The sequence below is a fragment of the Ruegeria sp. CDSA141 genome (genome assembly GCF_059612005.1).
In genome coordinates this window covers 60,791-80,168 of record NZ_JBXWPT010000012.1, presented here as the reverse complement: position 1 = coordinate 80,168, position 19,378 = coordinate 60,791, and the positions used below count along the sequence as shown (strand labels likewise).

Genomic DNA, 19,378 nt, shown 5'->3' with positions numbered 1-19,378 from the left:
GCTAGGAGAATTCTGCTTGGAGCACCTGTTCCTGAACGTATTGAACGTGGTTCTGCCAGTTCTGATCTGCGCTGGTATTGGCTATGTTCTTGCCGTGATTCAGGCCCCATTTGACAACAAGGTCATTGGCGGGATCGTTTCGAAAGTCGGCTATCCGACACTGATCATTTCTCATTTGTCGACCACCAAACTGGCCGTAGGCACGTTTCTTGACATGATGACCGCCGCTGCCCTTGCGGTGGCCGGTTTCGGTGTTTTGGGGTATGTCGCGCTCAGGAGTCTCCGCTTGCCAGTGCGCGCGTTTCTGACACCATTGATGCACGGCAATGTCGGCAACATTGGCCTGCCGATCACTCTGCTGGCGCTGGGTGATGCAGGTATGGCCTACACCATGGCGTTCGTGGTGGTGGTGCTCATCAGCATCTTTACCGTGGGCATGTGGATTCCCGCCGGAGAATTCTCAGCCAGAAAACTGGCGACGTCCCCGATTATTTACGCCGTGGGGTTCTCTCTGATCCTGATGGCGACCGGGCAAAGCCTGCCACAACCGGTCGCAAAGTCCTTTGACATCCTTGGTGGGTTGTCGATCCCTCTCATGCTGCTCACACTGGGGCATACTCTTGCGACGTTGCAAGTGAAAAGCCTGGGCCGTGCTGTTCTGCTAACAGCCTTGCATCTGGCGATGGCCGTTGCAATTGCCAGCGTTCTGATCTGGTTGTTTGGTTTTACGGGAGCGCAACGGGGTGCTCTGATCCTGTGTTGCCTGATGCCTTCATCCGTGGCGACTTATCTGTTTATCGACCAGCATGTTCCGGAATACGGGGCAGATGTGGCCGGGTATATTCTTGTCTCCACGCTCAGCACAATCCTGGTGCTGCCGTTTGCCCTGTCCTACTGGATCTGACGCAGCCCTATGCTCAGGGTCAGAAATCGCTAAACTGATGAATAATCGTATCAAACAATCTTGGTTTGCGAGTGCTTAATGGGCGACGAGACCTCGGCAAATGTATCTCCGCAATCCGGCGCCCGCGTGGTGCTGGCCTTGACGGCAATTTGCATGATGGTCGTGGGGTTTAACACCACTGCTGTGACCACCATCTTGCCCAACCTCAAGGCCGAGTTCGATTTGACCCCGTCAGGATTGCAATGGGTGATGGCCGCGTATTCCGTGACCAGTGCGACGCTTGTTTGCATCGTTAGCCGGTTGGGGGACATCACCGGCAAGATGGGTGTTTTTTTCGTTGGCATGATTGTCTTTGCAATCGGGTCAGCCTCGGCCCTGTTTGCGCAGGATGGGGCCATGCTGCTCATCGGGCGCTGCGCGCAAGGTGCAGGCGCGGCGGCGTTGTTTGGCACCTCTTTGTCACTGCTGACGGCAGCCACGCCCGAGGAGCAGCGCGCCAGCGTCACCGGCATCTGGGGCGCGATTGTCGGACTGGCGATTGGTGTAGGGCCTATCGTCGGCGGCGCATTCGGCCACTATGTCAGTTGGCGCGCGGTCTTTGCAGCCGACCTGGTTCTGCTGGCTTTGGCCTTTGCCATCGGTCTGCATGTCAGAAAACGGAAATATGTTCCCGAAACCCGCCTTGCCGACGCAAAGTTCGATTATGCAGGGGCCGTTGCCATACTGTTTTTCCTCGGGCCATTGTCCTTTGCGCTCAGCAATGGGGAAAGCGGTGGGTGGACTTCGCCTCTGACGCTGGTGCCTCTGGGCGTGGCGGCCGTGTCGACAATTGCCCTTGTCATCGTATCCCGCCGCAGCGACGACCCCCTGATCGAGCTTCGGTACTTTCGCCATCCGCGTTATTTGATGGCCGCGGCGGGGATGTTCTTTACCGGCTTCACGCTGTTCTGCTTCTTTGTCTATTTCAATACATTCGTCCAATCGCCCGATGCTTTTGGGTATTCGTCCATCGGTGCGGGGCTGGCGATCATGCCGCTCAGCCTCAGCATGTTTGTGATATCTGTCACCGCGCCCCGCTTTCTTGCCCCGTACAGCTTTCAGTGGCCGATCGCGATTGGCCTGGGGGCAATGGCCTGCGGGTTCCTGCTGCTGACGACAACCACGAACACCACGCATTTTTCCGAAATCTGGTGGAAGCTGCTGATCGTCGGGGTCGGGCTGGGCATCTGCTTTTCGCTGTTGCCTCGTCTGGGTCTGCGCCTGCTACCCGAGCAACATGTCGGGCAGGGTTCGGGGGTCATAAACGCCTGTCTCTATTTCGGAGCAACACTTGGCGCCGTGGTCGGAGGTCTGGCTGAAGCAATCACGAAACGCCGCGGTCTGTCCGAGGTGATCGACGCGTTGCCTGCCGGGTCAACCCAGCGCGAGGATCTGGCCCATGCGCTGACACATGGAGCGCCCAGCCAGATACAGCAATTGATCTCGGAGATGGATCCGGCAACGGGAAGTAAATTGGCGAAGGCCCTAAGGGATATGCAGGACAACGCCTTTAACAGTGCCATGATGGTTGCAGCGATCGCGGCGCTGGCCGGGATGACTCTGGCACTCATGCTATTGCGTGGACCAGTTCCCCCTCCCCACAGTGCAGCGGACTTGACGCGCAAACCGCGATAGCCTTGTCCCTAACCGCCGAGGTACACCCCTTTTTGAGGACGAAAAAAGACCTTCTGATCGTGCAGCTTGCCCAGAAGTTCGTGAATGCGCCGCAATGTGTCTTCACGGTTGGTCCTGTTGTTCTCTGGTTCGTCCAGTGCAGTTTGTGACAACGAAGCGATCGAACCGCGCAATGCCGTTTCAATCAGATCCATATCCTCGACCGATAGCTCGATCATGTCGTTGTACTGGGGCATGTCCGGGTCTCCGTGGAAGCTGGGCGTTGGTCACCCGGAGTGTAGCATCACTGAGCCTGTGCCCAAACGCATCTTGTCCGGTTTGTCCGGTGTCGCGTCCATAAGACACATGGAAGCTTACAAAAAAAGGCCGCCCCCAAGGGACGGCCTTTCGAATTCGAAACCAGTCAGACTTAGAAGCCCAGACCTTCGTATTTCTTTTTGAACTTCGACACGCGGCCGCCAGCGTCCATCAGGCGCGACGAGCCACCGGTCCACGCTGGATGCACGGAGGGGTCGATTTCCAGAGCCAGCTGATCGCCTTCGGCGCCCCAGGTGGACTTCATCTGAACCACGGTGCCATCGGTCATTTTGACGTCGATGACGTGATAATCGGGATGGATGTCTTTTTTCATCTTTCCGTTCCTTACGCTTCGGCGCCAGCCTTGGGCTTGTAGTTGGTGACTTCTGCGATACGCGCGGATTTACCACGGCGCGAGCGCAGATAGTACAGTTTGGCGCGGCGAACGCGGCCACGGCGGACAACGGTGATGCTGTCGATGTTGGTCGAATACAGCGGGAACACACGTTCCACGCCTTCGCCAAACGAAATCTTGCGAACGGTGAACGAACCGGCAATGCCATTGCCGTTGTTGCGCGCGATGCAGACGCCTTCATAGTTCTGCACACGGGTGCGCGACCCTTCGGTCACCTTATAGCCGACACGGATGGTGTCACCCGCTTTGAAGTCGGGGATGTCTTTCCCCAGGGCGGCAATCTGTTCCGCCTCAAGCTGTGCGATAAGATCCATCGCAGGTACTCCTATATGCTCGTGGTTGGTCCACGAAGTTTGGGCACGGCCTGAGAGCTCTTGGTCTTCACCGGGTCCTGCATGCAGCCCGCCAGAGGTCAGATCGAATGTTCCTTTGGTCTGGTTTGATCTGACACATCCCCGCCGAAGAAAGCCGAGCTTCAAGCCATGAATCAAACCAAAACACCGGAGTCGCAGAATGCGGCACCGGATTGCGGTCGTTTAAGGGTATTGTGTGCCGGGATCAAGGACAAATCGTATGGCGAAGCAGTGGGAATCCGCCTTTCGAAAATCCCACCGTTGCCACAGCAGTCAGATCAGGCATTCTGAAGGGAATTGAAAGAGCAGAAATTTCAGACAGGACCCCATGATGCGAATTGGACTTATGCTGACGATTGCAGCCGCTTTGCTTATGTCGTGTGGACGCGGCGGCCCGAAACCGCAGGTCGTGGAACCCACGCCGGGCGTGGACAGGACAGCACCGTCCGTAATCTATCCTGATTTTGGTGACGCCGATCCACATGACTGGGAGGGCCGTCACCCTGGCTTGTATCCGATCCACGGGCTTGACGTCTCGCGCTGGCAGGGACCGATAGACTGGCGCACGGCCAAAGCTTCGGGCGTAAGCTTTGCGTTTCTGAAAGCAACCGAAGGCGGCGATGTGGCGGATCCATTATTCGACGACCACAGGCGCGGTGCTCAGGCAGCGGGCGTGCCGTGGGGGGCTTATCACTACTATTATTTCTGCCGATCGGCCCGGGAACAGGCACGTTGGTTCATTCAGAACGTCCCGAAAGGGGCAGATCTGCCGCATGTTCTTGACATGGAGTGGACGCCGCATTCCAAGACCTGCACGTTGCGGCCCGATGGCAGAACTGTCCGCGCCGAAGCGCAGCGCTTTTTGGACATTCTCGAACGGCATTATGGTCGGCGTCCGATCGTCTACACGACAGTGGATTTCTTTGCGGATACGGATATCGGGCGTTTGCCCAAAACCGAGTTCTGGTTGCGATCCGTCGCAGGCCATCCGCGTCAGGTCTATCCCCGCACGGTCTGGCGGTTTTGGCAATACACCGGCACCGGGCTGGTGCCGGGGGTTCAGGGTAGGGTGGACATCAACACGTTCAACGGCACCCCAGAGACTTGGGCCAGCTGGAAAGCGCGGCGCTAGTTTTGTGATGTTCCGTAGGTTTCGATAGTGCCGCCCCCGACTAGGTGGTCCAGCCGCCGTTCGCGTTCATCACCAAAGGCGTTTCGCACCCAGAACGACTCACCCGCGGTCAGTTCGCGCCGCTCGAAACCGCGTGCGCGTAGGCAGCGATCAACCTGATCGATTTCGCCCTGTTGACGCAGCTCGTCCTGAATTGGCGCGGTGACCGCAGGCCCGATGATGATGCCCCAAAGCAGGATATTGGTTGCATAACCGCCGATTACGGCGCTGTTGCCGCCCTCGTCAGCTTCCTGAGAGCAGGAATCAACGGCAACCTTCGCAGAGTGCAGATTATGACCGGCTTGCGTCGGAACGGACATCCCAAGCGGTTTGGTGGTACAGGCGGAGGCAACCAATAAAGTGCCAAGCAGAAGCTTTTTCATAGTAACTTCAGTTTCACTTCTTTTTATCCCAAACCCCATGGAACCTAAGAGCGAATACATTGAGGTGTGATCAACTACAACTGGCAATCTGACAAACTTAGAACCTTCGGCAACCCGGCCACATCATGCGGGCTTAGTCCTGAGATTCGGAGTTGGTTTTGACATACTCTGCCCAGATATCAGGGCGCCGTTCGCGCGTGATGTCTTCTGCCATTTTATGGCGCCACTCCGCGATCCGGCCATGATGGCCCGACATCAGAATCTCGGGGATCGGGCGTCCTTTCCAATCTGCCGGACGGGTATATTGGGGGTGCTCCAGCAGACCCGAGGCAAAACTTTCCTCTTCGGTCGAAGCCTGATTTCCAAGAACTCCGGGAATCAGCCGTACTGTGGCATCAATCAGGGCTTGTGCCGCAATTTCGCCGCCGGTCATGACGAAATCACCCAACGACACCTCTTGCACGCCATAATGTTCCAAAACGCGCTCGTCCACGCCTTCAAAACGACCGCACAGAAGGGTCATGCCGTCACAACGGGCAAGATTCTGCATCATGCGCTGATCCATGCGGCGCCCGCGCGGGCTGAGGTAGATCAGCGGCCAGTTCCCTTGAACGCCTGCCATCGCATGCTCGATCGCGTCACCCAGAACATCGGCCCGCAGAACCATTCCGGCGCCACCCCCGGCCGGGGTGTCATCAACGTTGCGATGTTTGCCTATACCGAACTGTCGCAGATCCACTGTTTCCAGTTGCCAGAGCCCTTCCTGCAAGGCCTTGCCTGTCAGGCTTTCGCCAAGAACACCGGGGAAGGCGGACGGGAACAGAGTGATGATCTTGGCTTTCCAGACCCCGTGCAGGTCAGGACTCGGCGTCATCAGCTCGCGTGGTTTCAGGGCAGGACGGATTGCCTTACGGCCATGTGATTTGCTGGGTTTCTCTGTCATGTCTGGCGGGCCAGTTCGTTCTGTGCGGAGTGAATCAGTGCTTTCTTCTGGGCGATCATGGCGGTTTCGTCCAGCGAGGAACGGTTCAGAGCCAGGATTTCCAGCAGCACATCGTCGGAAAATGCAGGCGTGCTATGTGCAGGCCCGACAAGCTGTGCCGATTGTTCCGGCGGCAGGTTCAGAAATTCGGCCAACGGCGCACCTGCACCAAAGCGGTGGTTCTGCAACGCCTCCATCCATTCCGTTCGGACTGTGACAGACGGCAGCCGGTTCCTGACGGCGTCGGCGGTTTCCTGAAGGGATGGCAATTGGGCAAGGTCGGTCGAAAAAGTGTCCAAGTCCTGCACCATGCGTGATTTCTGCAAGTCATGGGCCCACAGGCTCCGCAGCCATTGATCGCGGTTGCGCAAGGACATGTAGATCGTGATGTCGGTCTTGTTGCCCAGGAACCGACGCCGAACGACGCTGACCAGAGTTTCCGCCAGTTCCGGTGCGGCCCCGTAACCTTCATGCTTATTCCTGCTGGGGCGCAAGCCTGCGAAGTTTTCTTCGCTCAGGATCAACCCCCGGTATGCACCGAAGTGCAGCTTGTCGAGAAACGCGTGCAGGTGACTCCCAAAACCCGCCAGGGTTGCATCCAGCCGATAAAGCGAATGACGCGTGGCCATCTCGCTTAAGCCGCAGTTGCGCGTTTTATAGGGAAGAACCAATGCGAAGCGGGGCCAGATCAGTTTCCGGTTTTCATGAAGGAAGGACTGTGCTGCAGTCATGCCTGTCTTGTGCAGGCCCAGATGCAGCAGGACCCGACGCATCAGATCAGGCCTTCGGGCGGGTCGGCTACGATACGGCCTTGCTCCAAGTCCACTGTGGGTACAACTTGCATCGTGAAAGGTAGCAAAACCGTGGTTTTCAAGCCCGGCCCGTGCAATTCCAACAAGTCTGTCGCTCCGTGGTTCTGCACGGATTTGACCTTGCCCAAAAGGGTGCCGCCGGTGTCATAGACGTCCAGCCCGATCAGATCGTTGTGGTAGAACTCGTCATCGGGCAGCGAAGGCAACTGGTCGCGCCTCGCAAAAAGGCGCAAACCATTCAGGGCATCCGCCTGTTCCTTGGTCTCAACGCCACCAAGGCGGGCCGCGAACCCGTTCTTGATCGCGCGCGTCAATACCACCGGATAACGTTCTTTGCCCGCTTCATCGGTCAGCGGCGAATAGGCCTCGATATCTTCGGGAACGGCGCAAAAACTTTTCAGTCGCACCTCACCTCGCACGCCATAAGACCCCGCAACGCTGCCGACGCAGATCAGATCACTCATTGGCTGCCCCTGTCGTCAAACATATCCCGTTTCTCCATTCGCCAAGCCCATTGCAGGCTTCGCGCTGGTTGTTGCGCTCAAAGAACACGCCTACAATAAAGGCGATCAGCAGCAGAATGGGAAGTCGTATCAATCCGAACATGAGGTCTTAACGTGTTTCGATCATCAGGCCCTGTGCCCGGTTTTCCCAGCCGACCTGTTCCAGTTCAGGCATGTCCGACATTTGCTCTGGCCTGCCAACACAGAAATAACCAATCAGACGCCAGGTCTCGGGAACATTCAGATCGCGCATCATCTGGTCGGGATCCAGTATAGAAACCCAACCCAGTCCCAGCCCTTCCACGCGAAGTGAAAGCCAGAACAGGGTGATCGCGGACACGACAGAATAGCGCCGCATCTCGGGCATCGTACCGGCGCCTAGCCCCAGTCCCTTTTCGGTGCCGTCGTCGCAGAAGACAGCTAGCTGCACAGGCGCTTCTTGCATCCCGGACAGCTTCAGGCTGCTGTACAGCTGCGCCTTGTCACCCGAGTACCCAGCCAAAGCGTGGTCATTGGCGGTTCGAAAATTCTTCAGCGCTGCGGCCCGAGCCGCTTCGCTTTCGACGCGGATCACGCGCCAGGGTTCGCTGAGCCCCACCGAAGGGGCCAGTCGAAATGCGTCGAGGCAGCGCGCCAGCACTGCCTCGTCAATCGCCTCGGAGCGGAACCGGCGCACATCACGCCGGAGCCGCAACAACAGGTCGAACTGCGTGCGAAAATCGTCAGAAAAAGTTTGATCTTGCACGCGTCCGCCTGCTTATTCTTCTGCGGCGGCTTCTTCAGCCGGTGCAGCCGCCGCTTCAGCCGCCTTTGCCGCCTTTTCGTCCGCGCGCTCCTGGGCTTTCTTGCCCGGGGTGCCCTTGTTGGGGTTGTTGCGCTCTGCCTTATCTTTGGCACCGGCTGCTTCCAGCATACGAGCGATACGGTCGGTGGGCTGTGCGCCCTGATCCAGCCAGTACTGGATGCGCTCCATGTTCATTTTCACGCGCTCTTCGCTGTCTTTCGGCAGCAGCGGGTTGTAGGTGCCCAGTTTCTCGATGAAACGGCCATCGCGAGGCATACGGCTGTCAGCCGCAACGATGCGATAGAAAGGACGTTTTTTCGAGCCGCCGCGGGCGAGACGAATTTTCATTGCCATGGTGGTATCTCCTTTGAATGGCGTATCCGGCATGCGTGCCGGTTAGTTCTGGTGTTTGTTGAACCGGAGGTTCACTCTTGATGCTTCCGGTGGTGTCGGATGACTTCCTGAATGATGAAGTTCAGGAAAGCCTTGGCGAAGTCGGGATCCAGATCGGCTTCATTCGCCAGGTCTTCTAACCGTGCGATCTGCGCAGCTTCGCGCGAGGGATCGGACGGGGGAAGGTCGTGTGCGGCCTTGAGCTTGCCAACGGCCTGCGTGTGCTTGAACCGCTCGCCCAGCGTATAGACGAGGATCGCGTCCAGTCGGTCGATGCTTTCGCGATGCTCTTTCAACAGCGTGGCAGCCTGTGTCACGGGGTTGGTCATTGGCCGGTCCTCTCGGTGGTCAAGTCTATCTGCGGGTGGCGCCAGATCTGAGCGTGCTTGCCCAGAAGTTCGGCATTCTCAAGCTCAAGCGTGGCACCAAGCCGTTCAGCCAAGGCGCGCGAACGATCATTGGCATGAGCGATGTATGAGATCACGCCGTTCAGGCCCTGATGTCGTGCAGCGTACGCGCGCGCAGCCTGGGCGGCTTCAAAGGCCAGCCCTTTACCTTCGGCTTCTTCCAGCAAGGTCCAGCCCAATTCCGGTTCCGCCCAGCCCGGCACGTAGATCATTCCGGCCCAACCAACGAATGCCCCGCCAGCCTTTTCGGTCAGGTGCCAAAGGCCATAACCTCGCAGCGCCCAATGACCCAGTCGGTTCGACAATGAGTTCCAACATTCGAACGCATCCCTGGGGCCACCCACCATATGGCTGCGCTCGGTTGCGAAGAACACGGTCATCGCGGGTAGGTCATCCAGATGCGGGGCGCGCAGGATCAGGCGTTCGGTTTCAATGGTGGGGATGGTGAAAGAGGTCATACGTAAGCCTCCATTCCGCCATTCACCAGATCCGAGGGTGCCGGGTGCCGCCAGATTTCGGACTTTCCGAACTTGGGGTGGTCATAGTGATACTCGAACTGCGCGCCCAGACGCTTGGCCACGGCCTTGCTGGCGTGATTGTCCAGGTCGATCAGTGAGATCGCGGTTTCCCAACTCAATACATCATAGGCATAGGTGCGTGCAGTCAGCGCGGCCTCGGTCGCATAACCTTTGCCGGTGGCATGGTTCAACAGGGTCCAACCTATCTCGGGTTCCGGCCAGCCTTCTGGAAACCAAAGTCCGATCCGCCCGACATAGGTGCCGGTGTCCTTTTCATCGACGCTCCAATACCCATAGCCGCGCATGGCCCAGTGACCCAGCAGCGAGGCAACCACCCGCCATACCTCATCCTTGCGCAGAGGACCGCCGACGAACTTCGCGGCTTCGCTGGCAAAGAAGGCAGTGTCCGCGTTGACATCAGCCTCGGACGGCGCGCGCATGATCAGGCGTTCGGTTTCCAGCGTCGGGATTGGCATCGCGAATGTCATTCCTGCCCCTCGCTGTACCGCCAGACATGCTGGGTTGGTCCAAAGGTGCTTTCTGCATTGGCATCACGCGCTGCGCCCAGTCGTTGTGCAAGCGCGTTCGAAGGGGTGTTGGATTGCGAAACGTAGCTTACAAACTGCCCGGATCCGAGCAGGTCAAATCCGAAATCACGTACGGCGGCGCATGCCTCGGTGGCAAAGCCCTGCATGCGGTGTTCAGCGCTGAACATATAGCCAAGTTCCGGTTCGTGATCGTCCCATTCCAGGCCCAGAACGACGAAGCCAATTGCGCGATCATCACCCTTGAGCGTGACCGAGAACAGCCCGTGACCATGCAGAAGCCAGCCCGAGGTATAATAGGAAAACTCGGTCCACGCGTCTTGCGCGGTATCACCAAAGCTGTCGTTGCAGATCGACGTCCACACCGGCAGGTCGTCCAGGGTGGGCACACGCAGAACCAGCCGCCGGGTCTGAATGACCGGCAGGGCTGCGCGATATTGCGCTGCTGCCATCGCCGCCTTTCCGGACGGGGGCTGGGTGCAGCGTGCTGGCGTCACTTTTTCTTTCCGAACCCGCTTAGGCCCTGTGGCAGACCCATGCCGCCGGCCAGACCGGGCATCTTGCCGCCCATGGCCTTGGCCGCCTGCTCCAACGCTTTGGGATCCATTCCTGCGGCCATGTCCTCGGGGCTGGGGCCGCCTTTGCCGAACATGCCTTTCATGGCCTGTTTCAGCATTTTGCCTTTGCCCATCTTGCCCATCTTCTTCATCATGTCCGACATCTGCCGGTGCATCTTGAGTAGCTTGTTGAGGTCGCTGACCTCCATCCCGGAACCCGCCGCGATGCGCTTTTTGCGGCTGGCTTGCAGCAGTTGCGGGTTGGCGCGTTCGCGCTTGGTCATGGATTGGATCATGGCGATCTGCTGGCGCAGAATCCTGTCGTCCAGTCCGGCCTGATCCATCTGTTTGGCCATCTTGCCCATGCCCGGCATCATGCCCATCATGCCCTGCATGCCACCCATCTGGATCATCTGTTCCAGCTGCATTTTCAGGTCGTTCATGTTGAACTGACCCTTGACCATGCGCTTCATCATGCGCTCGGTCTGTTCCATCTCCATCGTTTCCTGGGCTTTTTCGACCAGGGCAACAATGTCGCCCATGCCCAGAATACGACCGGCAATCCGGTCCGGCTCGAAAGTTTCGAGCGCGTCCATCTTCTCGCCCAGACCGACGAAGCGGATCGGTTTGCCGGTCACGGCGCGCATCGACAGTGCCGCACCGCCGCGCCCGTCACCGTCCATCCGTGTCAGGACCACGCCCGAGATACCGACCTTGGCGTCAAACTCCTCGGCCACCTCGACGGCGACCTGACCGGTCAGGCCGTCGACGACCAGCAGCGTCTCACGCGGGTCGACCACGTTGCGGACCTGCTCGACCTCGTTCATCAGAACCTCGTCGATATGCAGACGACCCGCGGTATCCAGCATATAGACGTCGTAGCCGCCCAGCGTCGCCTGTTGCTTGGCGCGCTTGGCAATGTCTACCGGTTTCTGGCCCGGCACGATCGGCAGAGTGTCTACACCAACCTGCGTGCCCAGAACGGCCAACTGATCCATCGCCGCCGGGCGATAGACGTCCAGCGAGGCCATCAGGACCTTCTTGCCCTCTTTCTCTTTCAGGCGTTTGGCAAGCTTGCCGGTGGTCGTCGTTTTACCAGAGCCCTGCAAGCCGACCATCAGGATCGGCGCGGGCGGGTTGTCGATCTTCAGCGCACCCGGGTCTTCCTCGCCACGCAGGGTGTCAACCAAAGCGTCATGCACGATCTTGACGACCTGCTGGCCGGGTGTGATCGACTTGGTAACAGCCTGACCGGTCGCCTGTTCCTGCACCTTCTTGACGAATTCCCTTGCAACCGGCAGCGAGACGTCAGCCTCCAGCAGGGCAACCCGCACTTCGCGCAGGGCGATTTTGACGTCTTCCTCGGACAGGGCGCCCTGTTTGGTCAGCCGGTCGAAGACACCAGAGAGGCGTTCGGATAGATTTTCAAACATGCCTTCGGCCTCCTTAGCCGGTTATCTCGTGGCGCTTCTTAGATAAGAAACACCGGTTAAATGCACAATTGCCCCCACGGGCGAAACTCGCTGGTGGGGGGCGATCCCTGAACGACTCAAGGGACCGGAAGATCAGACGCTTCCGGATGTTGGGGCGTCATCTACGCCGATGAACTGCCCGAGTCAAGGTGGGCCCTAGGTAAACGCACCGCGCGTGGTGTAATCTGGATGTACCAAGTCCAGGGGGCGCTATGAAGGACAATCTTCCGCAAAGAACGAACGAGTATGTCGGACAAGTCACCAACACAGACATCTGGTCCAGTTTCGATATCCGCCCAGACGATATCTTTGTCTGCACACCGCCCAAGTGTGGAACAACATGGACGCAGACGCTGGTTCGGATGCTGATCACCGGTAGAGCGGATCCTGCAGTTTATGACAACAAGGTCTCGCCATGGTTGGACGCTGGATTCAGGGATCAGGAAGAACAAGCCTCTCAGTTGGAGGCGCAGACGCATCGGCGCTGCATCAAGACTCATACGCCTTTGGACGGGATCACTTATTCACCAGATGCGACTTATCTTGTGGTGCATCGCCACCCGGTTGACGTGCATTTCTCGCTTCGAAATCATGTTGCCAATATGAAGGAAGACTGGCTGGACTATCTGTTTCCCGATGATTTGTCCGAGGCGTTTGCGATGTTTCTGGAACGGCCCGCATCGTCCAAGGGCACGGATGATCTGACTCTCAGATCGATCATTCATCACTTTCGATCCTTCTGGGGTTACCGGCAGCTGCCCAATATTCACTTTCTGCACTATGCAGAACTCAGTCGTGACCTGCCGGGTCAGGTGGCCCGGATAGCCCGGATTTCAGATATCAATATCGATCCAAAACTGGTCAACGATATCGCCGAGGCAGGCAGCTTCGGTTCGATGAAAAACAATGCCGAACGCGCGGCACAAGCGCCGGGCTTCCAAACTGTCTTCCACGACTACGCGCAGTTCTTTGCCTCAGGAACCAGCGAGAAATGGGAAGGCAAGTTAACGGCGGAAGACATGGGGCGTTACGGTGCCTGTATGTCCGAGTTAATTTCACCCGAAGAACGCTTGTGGCTGGAACGCGGCTTGGCCCCTTAACCCGCCCCGACTTCACGACGGTCTTGCCCGAGCTTCGATGGAAGCCAGTCATTTACGGCATCAGCCAACCGATGAGAACCAGACCCGCTGGAAAATGCTTCGACAATGGGATGGCGACCGGCGCTCATCCCTTTCTCAAGAACAAGGACCGGGCGATACAGCGTCGAGGTGCCGTTTTTGCCGCGGGATGTCGTGCTTTCGACTTCAGCGTGGGACAGGTTGGACAGCGTGTGTTCAACCGCTTCATAGCCAAAGACGGATTGGCGGCGGATCAGGATACTGTCCTTCCTCCTGTCCAGAATGATCTGAACCCGTCTTACAAAAGCGCAAAAGGCACCAAAGCCAAGACCGCCTCCGCCCAGGGCGAAGATCAGGCCGAACCAGATGCCTTCGCCGCCCGTGCTCATCAGGAAAATACCGGAACCGACAAAGGCCAGAATGAAAATGACCAGCATGATACCGATGAACCAGGGCGTATTGGCGATGATCAGTTGGTTCGGGGTGTCTCGGGTCACTTTCATGGCGGTACGCTAGCACCGTTCCAACATCCTGTTCCAGTTTGATTTGCCCGCGCCTTGCGCGAATGGAATCGCAAACAGGCAGGCACCAAGAACGCATCTCCTTGATTTCAGGCAGAGCGGGTGCCGGGGTCACCTCCACGTGCAGCAAGCCAGTCATTGACCGTGCCGGTGATGCGTTCGGCACAGGTTCCGGTCGAAAAAGCTTGGATGATCGGATGACGACCCGCACTCATACCCTTGTCCAGCAACAGAACCGGACGATGACGGCTTGCGAACAACCATGCGGGCTTGTTCAGTATGGTTTCAACTTCTGCATGGGACAGGTCGGACAGAGCGTGCTCTATAGCTGCATATCCGAAGATGGATTTCTGACGGATCACCAACGTGCCCTTGGTCCGGTCAAATATTACCTGAACGCGCCTCACCAGCAGGTGAAAGCTCCATAAACCCATAGCGCCACCAAAGATGATCATGCTCAACCCGTACCAGAAAGCCGACCCGCCAGCCCATGTCAGCAAAAGGCCAAGCGCTGCAAAAATCAGGGTATTCAAAGCAAACAGAATTCCGAAGAACCAAGGGGTATCGCTGAGGATCAGCTGTTGGGGTGTGTTGCGCGCGACTTTCATTCGGACAGGCTATCACCCGGGCGATTGTATGTCCCGCGCTTGAATTCCAAGCCTTGGTGCGCGATGAGCAGTCTAAACAGGAGGGTTTCGTGGACGCTTCATCCGCCTATCAGGACACACTGCCGCTGAGCTCCGACGCATTGTTGACGCGGATGGCTGGCTGGGGCTTGACCTATCGCCTGCATACCCATGCGCCTTTGCGTACGGTTGAGGATGCCAAGGCGGTTGAAGACCAGTTCATGGTGCCGGGAGAGTACGCGCTTCGGGTCAAGAACCTGTATCTGCGAGACAAGAAAAAGCGCAACTATCTGGTGACCTTGGAGCAAAGCCGCGAGATTGATCTTAAGGCGCTGGGGGCCGAGCTGGGCATTGGCAACCTGTCCTTTGGCTCGGCGGACCGTCTGTTCCAGAACCTAGGCATACGTCCCGGCGCGGTCAGCCCGCTGGCGATGATCAACGGAGTTCAGAATGATGTACGGTTCTTCATGGATGCGGCGGCAAAACAGGCCGAGGTGATTTACATGCACCCCCTTGTCAACGACCGCACCGTGGCCCTGAAGCGGGCAGATATGATGGGCTTCTTCGATCGCATCGGATGCGAGGTCACCTGGTTGCCCTGATTACATCAGCGCCTCTTTCAGTGCGGCGGCAACGTGCGCGGCTGACGGGTTGACGAACAGGTGTCCGTCAGCCTCGAACACCGGATCGTCCAGGTGGTTCGGAAAAGCCAGTGGAAGCTCGGTACAGGCCAGCAGAATCGCGGTTCCGGGGCTGGCGTACTTGTCGCAAAAGACCAGTAGTCGGGCCCGGGCCGCGTCGGATGCGCCGCCGTAGAAGTCACTGTCGATCATGGCCTGCATCTCGGAAATCTCGGGTTCGGGCAACCGTTCATTTGCGGCAATGCCTTCGGCGTCCAGACGATCCGCATAGTTGGTGGCCTGCATCGTCACGGCTGTTCCCAAGACCAGAGCCTTGGACGCGCCAGTTCCTGCAGTGGCTTCGGCGGTCGCGTCAAAGATGCTGAGGATTGGCATCGAGACACCCTGCCGTATCGCGTGTAGCCGCGCATGGGGGGTGTTGGACGCGATGATGCCGAAATCGCACCCGGCGCGTTCGAGAGTCAGCAGGGCGTCGCGGAACACCGCGTCAAAATCCGCCCAGCTTGCCTCATCCCCGACAACACCACGAAGGGCACGTGTCCTGGCCTGCGTAACGGATTCGATGGTCATCGGAGGGATTGGCAAAGGCGAGCCGTGACCACGTTCAGCGAAATAACGCCCGGCCCCTTCGGCAATGGCCCTGTAATAGTCGACGGTCGAGGCCCAGCCCACGCCACCCAGAATACCTATTTTTTTCATGCGCCCCGTCCAGTCTGCCTGTTTGCTGACCGGCAGACTGGACGTTTCAACGCCTATTGACCAGAGGCGATCAGGCTGCAAGCTCCGCCACTGCTTTGCGGGCATTTTCCAGCGCCGCATCCGGGTTCACGGCCATCTGATCCGCGGCGATGACGTCGACGTCATGAATGCCGATAAAACCCAGAACGTGGCGCGCGTAATTGGTGGCGAAATCAGCTTCGGACCCGACAGGAACACCGCCCGATGCGATGGCCAGAATGGCACGCTTCCCTTCCAGCAGGCCTTTGGGGCCGTTTTCCGTGTAGGAAAAGGTCAGACCCGCGCGGGCAACCAGGTCTATCCACGCCTTGAACGCCGCGGGGACCGAGAAGTTATAGATCGGCAGGCCGATGACGATGGTGTCGGCGTCTTGCAATTCGGAAACCAGTTCGTCCGACAGGGCCAGCCGGTCGCGCTGTACGTCGTCGCGCTGGTCGGCGGGGGTAAAATTGGCGGCGATCCAGTCTTCCGTCAGTAGGGGCAGGGGGGTGGCCAGATCACGACGGATGATGCGTTCTGCGCCCAGTTGCTTGACCACGCGGTCGGACAGATCGCGGGTGGTCGAATTCACGCGGCGGGCAGAAGAGTCGATATGAAGGATAGTTTTAGCCATTGTTCAGGTCCTTTTGGTCACGGGAATCTTGTCCTGCCGCCAATATGATTATTGCGTTTGCGAACGAAACTCGGATACATCAACAGTTATTGTTGGAAATTGCACAGTGATGACATTGCCATGGACAATTGGGATGAAGTGAGAACCGCATATCAGGTGGCACGCATGGGTACGGTCAGCGGCGCGGCAGAGGTTCTGGGTGTTCACCATGCCACCGTGATCCGTCACATTGATGCGATCGAGTCGCGTTTGGGTGTCAAACTGTTTCAGCGTCATGCGCGGGGATACACACCGACCGAAGCAGGCGACGATCTGCTGCGTGTGGCGCAGGCTACCGAAGATCAGTTCAATCAGCTTGTCGGCCGGATGAAGGGTCGCGGAGACGACGTCTCGGGTGAATTGGTCGTGACATCTCTGGGGTCTCTTGCGCCGTTGGTCGTGCCAACGCTCACCGCGTTTCAAAAGATGCATCCGGACCTGATCGTGCGATACCTGACCGGCGACCGGCTGTTCCGGCTGGAATATGGCGAGGCGCATGTGGCGATCCGCGCCGGATCGGCTCCCGATCAACCCGACAATGTTGTCCAACCGTTCCGGCAAGAGGAAGTCGGCCTTTATGCCAGTACCTCGTACATCAAACGGTTCGGCAGGCCATCCGGCATCGAGGATTTCGGAAACTATCACTTCGTCAGTTCTGACGATGAGACCAGCCGCGCGCCGTTCACCCGCTGGCTGCGCGCGACGGTACCTGCCGATCGCATCACCTTCCGCTGTACCAATAATTTCTGCATGCGCGAGGCCGTTCTGGCCGGTGCAGGCATCGGTTTCATGGCCCGTTGGGAGGCCGCCCGCCACGACAATCTGGTCGAGGTGATTGATCCGCTCCCGGAATGGTTCGGCAATCTTTGGCTGGTGACCCACGTGGATTTGCATCGCACCACCAAGGTGCAGGCGTTCCTGAGCTATCTGAAAGAAGAAGCCAAAGGCTGGCAGCCATGAATGCGCAGATGCGTGGCCATCTGGCCATGCTGACCTTCTCAGCCCTTGTTGCGGGCAGCTTTTCGCTGGGGTCCATGATCGCCAACGAGATTGCCCCGGCCGCTCTGAACGCGGTGCGCTTTGCGATTGCCGCTGCGGTGATTGGTTTGGCCGCGCTTGCAACAACCGGCCTGCCACGCAACGCCGCGCAGGCGCCTTGGCGTTATCTGGTACTTGGGGGTCTATTCGCCACCTATTTCGTCCTGATGTTTTATGGGCTGCAAACCGCCCCGCCTGTCAGTGCGGCCGCGGTATTCACTTTGACACCAGTTGTTTCTGCCATAGCGGGGTGGGTCTTGTTGCGCCAGATCACCACGCCGCGCATGGCGCTGGCACTGACCATTGGTGCGGTGGGCGCGCTGTGGGTGATTTTTCGGGCCGACTGGCAGACGTTCCGTGCCTTTGAAATCGGTGGGGGCGAGATCATCTATTTCTGGGGCTGCGTCGCCCATGCGATTTATACGCCCATGATCCGCAAGCTGAACCGAGGAGAGCCCGCCGTGGTCTTTACCTTCGGTACGCTGGTCGCCGGGTGCCTGTTGTTGGTCGTGCTCGGCTGGTCTGACCTGATGGCCACCGATTGGGCTGCGCTTCCGGCCATTGTCTGGATCGGCTTGTTCTATATTTCGTTCTTTGCAACGGCAGCCAGCTTCGTGCTGGTGCAGTTTTCTTCTTTGCGGCTGCCGTCGGCCAAGGTCATGGCCTATACCTACCTGGTTCCCAGCTGGGTCATTTTGTGGGAGATTGCGCTGGGCAAAGGCGTGCCACCCGGTTTGATCCTGGGTGGTGTGGCGCTGACAATCATCGCTTTGCTTATGCTGTTGAAAGAGGAAATCCCGCCCTCGGTGCCAGTTCGCCGCGTCATGGAATAAGGCCCATCTTCTCGGGCGGAACCGGGCGAATCCAAGATACATCCCAGAGATAGATTTTGTTGAGCCAGATCAAGGCGCCCTTGCGGCACCTCCATTAGCTTCGTCAGCAAGCTAAAGGAGGAGATCATGTTCAAACACATCATGTTGCCGATTGACCGGCATCTACCGCCCGAGGTTCGCAAAGCGGCCGATGTCGCTGCACAAGTTGCAAAATGGCAGGGGGCTAAAATTACTCTGGTCAGCGTCACCGGGGCCCATATGGGTGAATCCTCGGAAACCGAAGCTGAGATCGACAAGGAACTGGCGGAGTTCACCGAACAGTTGGCTGCTGAGAGTGGATCCGACGTTTCCATGCGCAAGGTGCATTCGGTCGACGTCGCCGCCGAAGTGGACAGCGATCTGACCCGTGCTGCAGAAGAGATTGGCGCGGATCTGGTCATTGTCGGCACCCACGCACCCCGGATCACCGACTACATCTTCTCAAGCCACGCCGGTTATCTGGCGAAACACGCCAGCATGTCGGTTTTTGTGGTGCGTTAGGCCTCGTCCGCCCTCGGCAGTTCAATTTCCAGAAACCGTTCGAACGCGTCCAGATTGACGGGCTCGAATTGCCCGAACCCCTGCATCCAGACCGAAGCGGCGCGCAAGGCGTCAGGTTCCAGTTTGCACCACTTTACCCGCCCGCGTTTTTCCTGACTGACCAGACCTGCCTTGGTCAGTATGATCAGGTGTTTGGAAATCGCGGCCAGCGACATCTCGAACGGTTCGGCCACATCTGTCACGGCCATATCATCCTCCAGCAGCATCGCCAAAATAGCGCGGCGGGTGGGGTCGGCGAGGGCTGCAAAGACTGTGTCGAGATCGTTGGACATGTGTCCGCTCAACCATAGCCGTCGGGATTGGTCAACCATTTGGTTGAATATGGAGATTCAGGGCTCTGGCGGCGCAGCGGTGGCCATCGGAGCGATTGGCGTGCCTTGGGTATTCTGGAAAATATAACTTTTTCAAAGTGTTAAGGTGCGTCAATCAGGGCGTTCTAGG

The 19,378-nt window shown here is 58.2% G+C and carries 27 protein-coding genes; 8 read left to right on the top strand and 19 right to left on the bottom strand.

The window, feature by feature from the left end; translation table 11 throughout:
* Window positions 1-16: 16 nt before the first annotated feature.
* Window positions 17-904, top strand: coding sequence for an AEC family transporter (locus AC2FLP_RS16320; RefSeq protein ID WP_117869925.1), 888 nt, complete (start codon window positions 17-19; stop codon window positions 902-904).
* A 78-nt stretch (window positions 905-982) separates the two neighbouring features.
* Window positions 983-2,578: an MFS transporter gene (locus AC2FLP_RS16315; RefSeq protein ID WP_299900390.1), complete on the top strand. Its 1,596-nt coding sequence runs from the start codon at window positions 983-985 to the stop codon at window positions 2,576-2,578.
* Between the two features lie 8 nt (window positions 2,579-2,586).
* Here the strand turns inward: AC2FLP_RS16315 and AC2FLP_RS16310 are convergent, their stop codons facing one another.
* The 3 genes from AC2FLP_RS16310 to rplS form a co-directional block, all read right to left on the bottom strand.
* Window positions 2,587-2,814 (bottom strand): hypothetical protein, encoded by a 228-nt coding sequence (locus tag AC2FLP_RS16310; protein WP_299900393.1) that lies wholly within the window; start codon window positions 2,812-2,814, stop codon window positions 2,587-2,589.
* Between the two features lie 173 nt (window positions 2,815-2,987).
* Entirely contained in the window at window positions 2,988-3,209 is a 222-nt protein-coding gene (gene rpmE, locus AC2FLP_RS16305) for a 50S ribosomal protein L31 (RefSeq protein ID WP_050605278.1), read from the bottom strand.
* An 11-nt stretch (window positions 3,210-3,220) separates the two neighbouring features.
* Window positions 3,221-3,604 (bottom strand): 50S ribosomal protein L19, encoded by a 384-nt coding sequence (gene rplS, locus AC2FLP_RS16300; protein ID WP_117869922.1) that lies wholly within the window; start codon window positions 3,602-3,604, stop codon window positions 3,221-3,223.
* Between the two features lie 370 nt (window positions 3,605-3,974).
* Between rplS and AC2FLP_RS16295 the strand changes: the two genes are divergently transcribed.
* Window positions 3,975-4,775: a glycoside hydrolase family 25 protein gene (locus tag AC2FLP_RS16295; RefSeq protein WP_205511819.1), complete on the top strand. Its 801-nt coding sequence runs from the start codon at window positions 3,975-3,977 to the stop codon at window positions 4,773-4,775.
* On the opposite strand, the gene AC2FLP_RS16290 is transcribed toward AC2FLP_RS16295, so the two are convergent.
* From AC2FLP_RS16290 to ffh, 11 genes are all read right to left on the bottom strand, one after another.
* Window positions 4,772-5,197 carry a hypothetical protein gene (locus tag AC2FLP_RS16290; RefSeq protein WP_496684943.1) on the bottom strand — a complete coding sequence of 142 codons (426 nt, stop codon included), beginning with the start codon at window positions 5,195-5,197 and terminating at the stop codon, window positions 4,772-4,774. The two genes, AC2FLP_RS16295 and AC2FLP_RS16290, sit on opposite strands and share 4 nt — an antisense overlap.
* A 133-nt stretch (window positions 5,198-5,330) precedes the next feature.
* On the bottom strand, window positions 5,331-6,140 hold the full coding sequence (gene trmD / locus AC2FLP_RS16285; protein WP_496684944.1) for a tRNA (guanosine(37)-N1)-methyltransferase TrmD: 810 nt from the start codon (window positions 6,138-6,140) through the stop codon (window positions 5,331-5,333).
* Window positions 6,137-6,952, bottom strand: coding sequence for a hypothetical protein (locus AC2FLP_RS16280; protein ID WP_496684946.1), 816 nt, complete (start codon window positions 6,950-6,952; stop codon window positions 6,137-6,139). Before AC2FLP_RS16280 ends, trmD begins: the two co-directional genes overlap by 4 nt.
* Window positions 6,952-7,455: a ribosome maturation factor RimM gene (gene rimM, locus AC2FLP_RS16275; protein ID WP_496684948.1), complete on the bottom strand. Its 504-nt coding sequence runs from the start codon at window positions 7,453-7,455 to the stop codon at window positions 6,952-6,954. Before rimM ends, AC2FLP_RS16280 begins: the two co-directional genes overlap by 1 nt.
* A gap of 148 nt (window positions 7,456-7,603) precedes the next feature.
* Window positions 7,604-8,239 carry a 5,6-dimethylbenzimidazole synthase gene (gene bluB / locus AC2FLP_RS16270; protein WP_299900411.1) on the bottom strand — a complete coding sequence of 212 codons (636 nt, stop codon included), beginning with the start codon at window positions 8,237-8,239 and terminating at the stop codon, window positions 7,604-7,606.
* Between the two features lie 12 nt (window positions 8,240-8,251).
* Window positions 8,252-8,632, bottom strand: a complete 381-nt coding sequence (gene rpsP, locus AC2FLP_RS16265) for a 30S ribosomal protein S16 (protein ID WP_299900414.1) — start codon at window positions 8,630-8,632, stop codon at window positions 8,252-8,254.
* A 71-nt stretch (window positions 8,633-8,703) separates the two neighbouring features.
* The gene (locus AC2FLP_RS16260) at window positions 8,704-9,000 is read right to left on the bottom strand and encodes a chorismate mutase (protein WP_117869914.1); all 297 of its coding nucleotides are present in this window, start codon (window positions 8,998-9,000) and stop codon (window positions 8,704-8,706) included.
* Window positions 8,997-9,536, bottom strand: coding sequence for a GNAT family N-acetyltransferase (locus tag AC2FLP_RS16255; protein WP_117869913.1), 540 nt, complete (start codon window positions 9,534-9,536; stop codon window positions 8,997-8,999). The genes AC2FLP_RS16260 and AC2FLP_RS16255 overlap by 4 nt, the downstream gene beginning before the upstream one ends.
* Window positions 9,533-10,084: a GNAT family N-acetyltransferase gene (locus tag AC2FLP_RS16250; RefSeq protein WP_299900418.1), complete on the bottom strand. Its 552-nt coding sequence runs from the start codon at window positions 10,082-10,084 to the stop codon at window positions 9,533-9,535. Before AC2FLP_RS16250 ends, AC2FLP_RS16255 begins: the two co-directional genes overlap by 4 nt.
* A complete protein-coding gene (locus tag AC2FLP_RS16245; protein ID WP_496684952.1) occupies window positions 10,081-10,593 on the bottom strand; it encodes a GNAT family N-acetyltransferase in 513 nt (170 codons plus the stop codon). Before AC2FLP_RS16245 ends, AC2FLP_RS16250 begins: the two co-directional genes overlap by 4 nt.
* Before the next feature lie 41 nt (window positions 10,594-10,634).
* Window positions 10,635-12,131, bottom strand: a complete 1,497-nt coding sequence (gene ffh, locus AC2FLP_RS16240) for a signal recognition particle protein (protein ID WP_299900422.1) — start codon at window positions 12,129-12,131, stop codon at window positions 10,635-10,637.
* A gap of 251 nt (window positions 12,132-12,382) precedes the next feature.
* Here ffh and AC2FLP_RS16235 point away from each other — a divergent pair, with 251 nt between their 5' ends.
* A complete protein-coding gene (locus AC2FLP_RS16235) occupies window positions 12,383-13,270 on the top strand; it encodes a sulfotransferase domain-containing protein (RefSeq protein WP_299900425.1) in 888 nt (295 codons plus the stop codon).
* On the opposite strand, the gene AC2FLP_RS16230 is transcribed toward AC2FLP_RS16235, so the two are convergent.
* Together AC2FLP_RS16230 and AC2FLP_RS16225 are read right to left on the bottom strand one after the other, a co-directional pair.
* Window positions 13,267-13,791, bottom strand: coding sequence for a hypothetical protein (locus tag AC2FLP_RS16230; RefSeq protein ID WP_117869908.1), 525 nt, complete (start codon window positions 13,789-13,791; stop codon window positions 13,267-13,269). The two genes, AC2FLP_RS16235 and AC2FLP_RS16230, sit on opposite strands and share 4 nt — an antisense overlap.
* A gap of 107 nt (window positions 13,792-13,898) precedes the next feature.
* Window positions 13,899-14,417 (bottom strand): hypothetical protein, encoded by a 519-nt coding sequence (locus AC2FLP_RS16225; protein ID WP_496675947.1) that lies wholly within the window; start codon window positions 14,415-14,417, stop codon window positions 13,899-13,901.
* A gap of 89 nt (window positions 14,418-14,506) precedes the next feature.
* Between AC2FLP_RS16225 and AC2FLP_RS16220 the strand changes: the two genes are divergently transcribed.
* The gene (locus AC2FLP_RS16220; protein WP_496684955.1) at window positions 14,507-15,037 is read left to right on the top strand and encodes a prolyl-tRNA synthetase associated domain-containing protein; all 531 of its coding nucleotides are present in this window, start codon (window positions 14,507-14,509) and stop codon (window positions 15,035-15,037) included.
* On the opposite strand, the gene AC2FLP_RS16215 is transcribed toward AC2FLP_RS16220, so the two are convergent.
* Together AC2FLP_RS16215 and AC2FLP_RS16210 are read right to left on the bottom strand one after the other, a co-directional pair.
* Window positions 15,038-15,775 carry an aspartate/glutamate racemase family protein gene (locus tag AC2FLP_RS16215; protein ID WP_496684956.1) on the bottom strand — a complete coding sequence of 246 codons (738 nt, stop codon included), beginning with the start codon at window positions 15,773-15,775 and terminating at the stop codon, window positions 15,038-15,040.
* Between the two features lie 70 nt (window positions 15,776-15,845).
* A complete protein-coding gene (locus tag AC2FLP_RS16210) occupies window positions 15,846-16,427 on the bottom strand; it encodes an FMN-dependent NADH-azoreductase (RefSeq protein WP_117869905.1) in 582 nt (193 codons plus the stop codon).
* 120 nt (window positions 16,428-16,547) lie between these two features.
* Between AC2FLP_RS16210 and AC2FLP_RS16205 the strand changes: the two genes are divergently transcribed.
* The 3 genes from AC2FLP_RS16205 (at window position 16,548) to AC2FLP_RS16195 (ending at window position 18,877) form a co-directional block, all read left to right on the top strand.
* On the top strand, window positions 16,548-17,426 hold the full coding sequence (locus AC2FLP_RS16205; RefSeq protein ID WP_299900437.1) for a LysR family transcriptional regulator: 879 nt from the start codon (window positions 16,548-16,550) through the stop codon (window positions 17,424-17,426).
* Window positions 17,423-18,337: a DMT family transporter gene (locus AC2FLP_RS16200; RefSeq protein ID WP_496684958.1), complete on the top strand. Its 915-nt coding sequence runs from the start codon at window positions 17,423-17,425 to the stop codon at window positions 18,335-18,337. Before AC2FLP_RS16205 ends, AC2FLP_RS16200 begins: the two co-directional genes overlap by 4 nt.
* A 126-nt stretch (window positions 18,338-18,463) precedes the next feature.
* Window positions 18,464-18,877, top strand: coding sequence for a universal stress protein (locus AC2FLP_RS16195; protein ID WP_117869902.1), 414 nt, complete (start codon window positions 18,464-18,466; stop codon window positions 18,875-18,877).
* Here the strand turns inward: AC2FLP_RS16195 and AC2FLP_RS16190 are convergent.
* Window positions 18,874-19,209, bottom strand: a complete 336-nt coding sequence (locus tag AC2FLP_RS16190; RefSeq protein ID WP_496684960.1) for an ArsR/SmtB family transcription factor — start codon at window positions 19,207-19,209, stop codon at window positions 18,874-18,876. The two genes, AC2FLP_RS16195 and AC2FLP_RS16190, sit on opposite strands and share 4 nt — an antisense overlap.
* Between the last annotated feature and the right edge of the window lie 169 nt (window positions 19,210-19,378).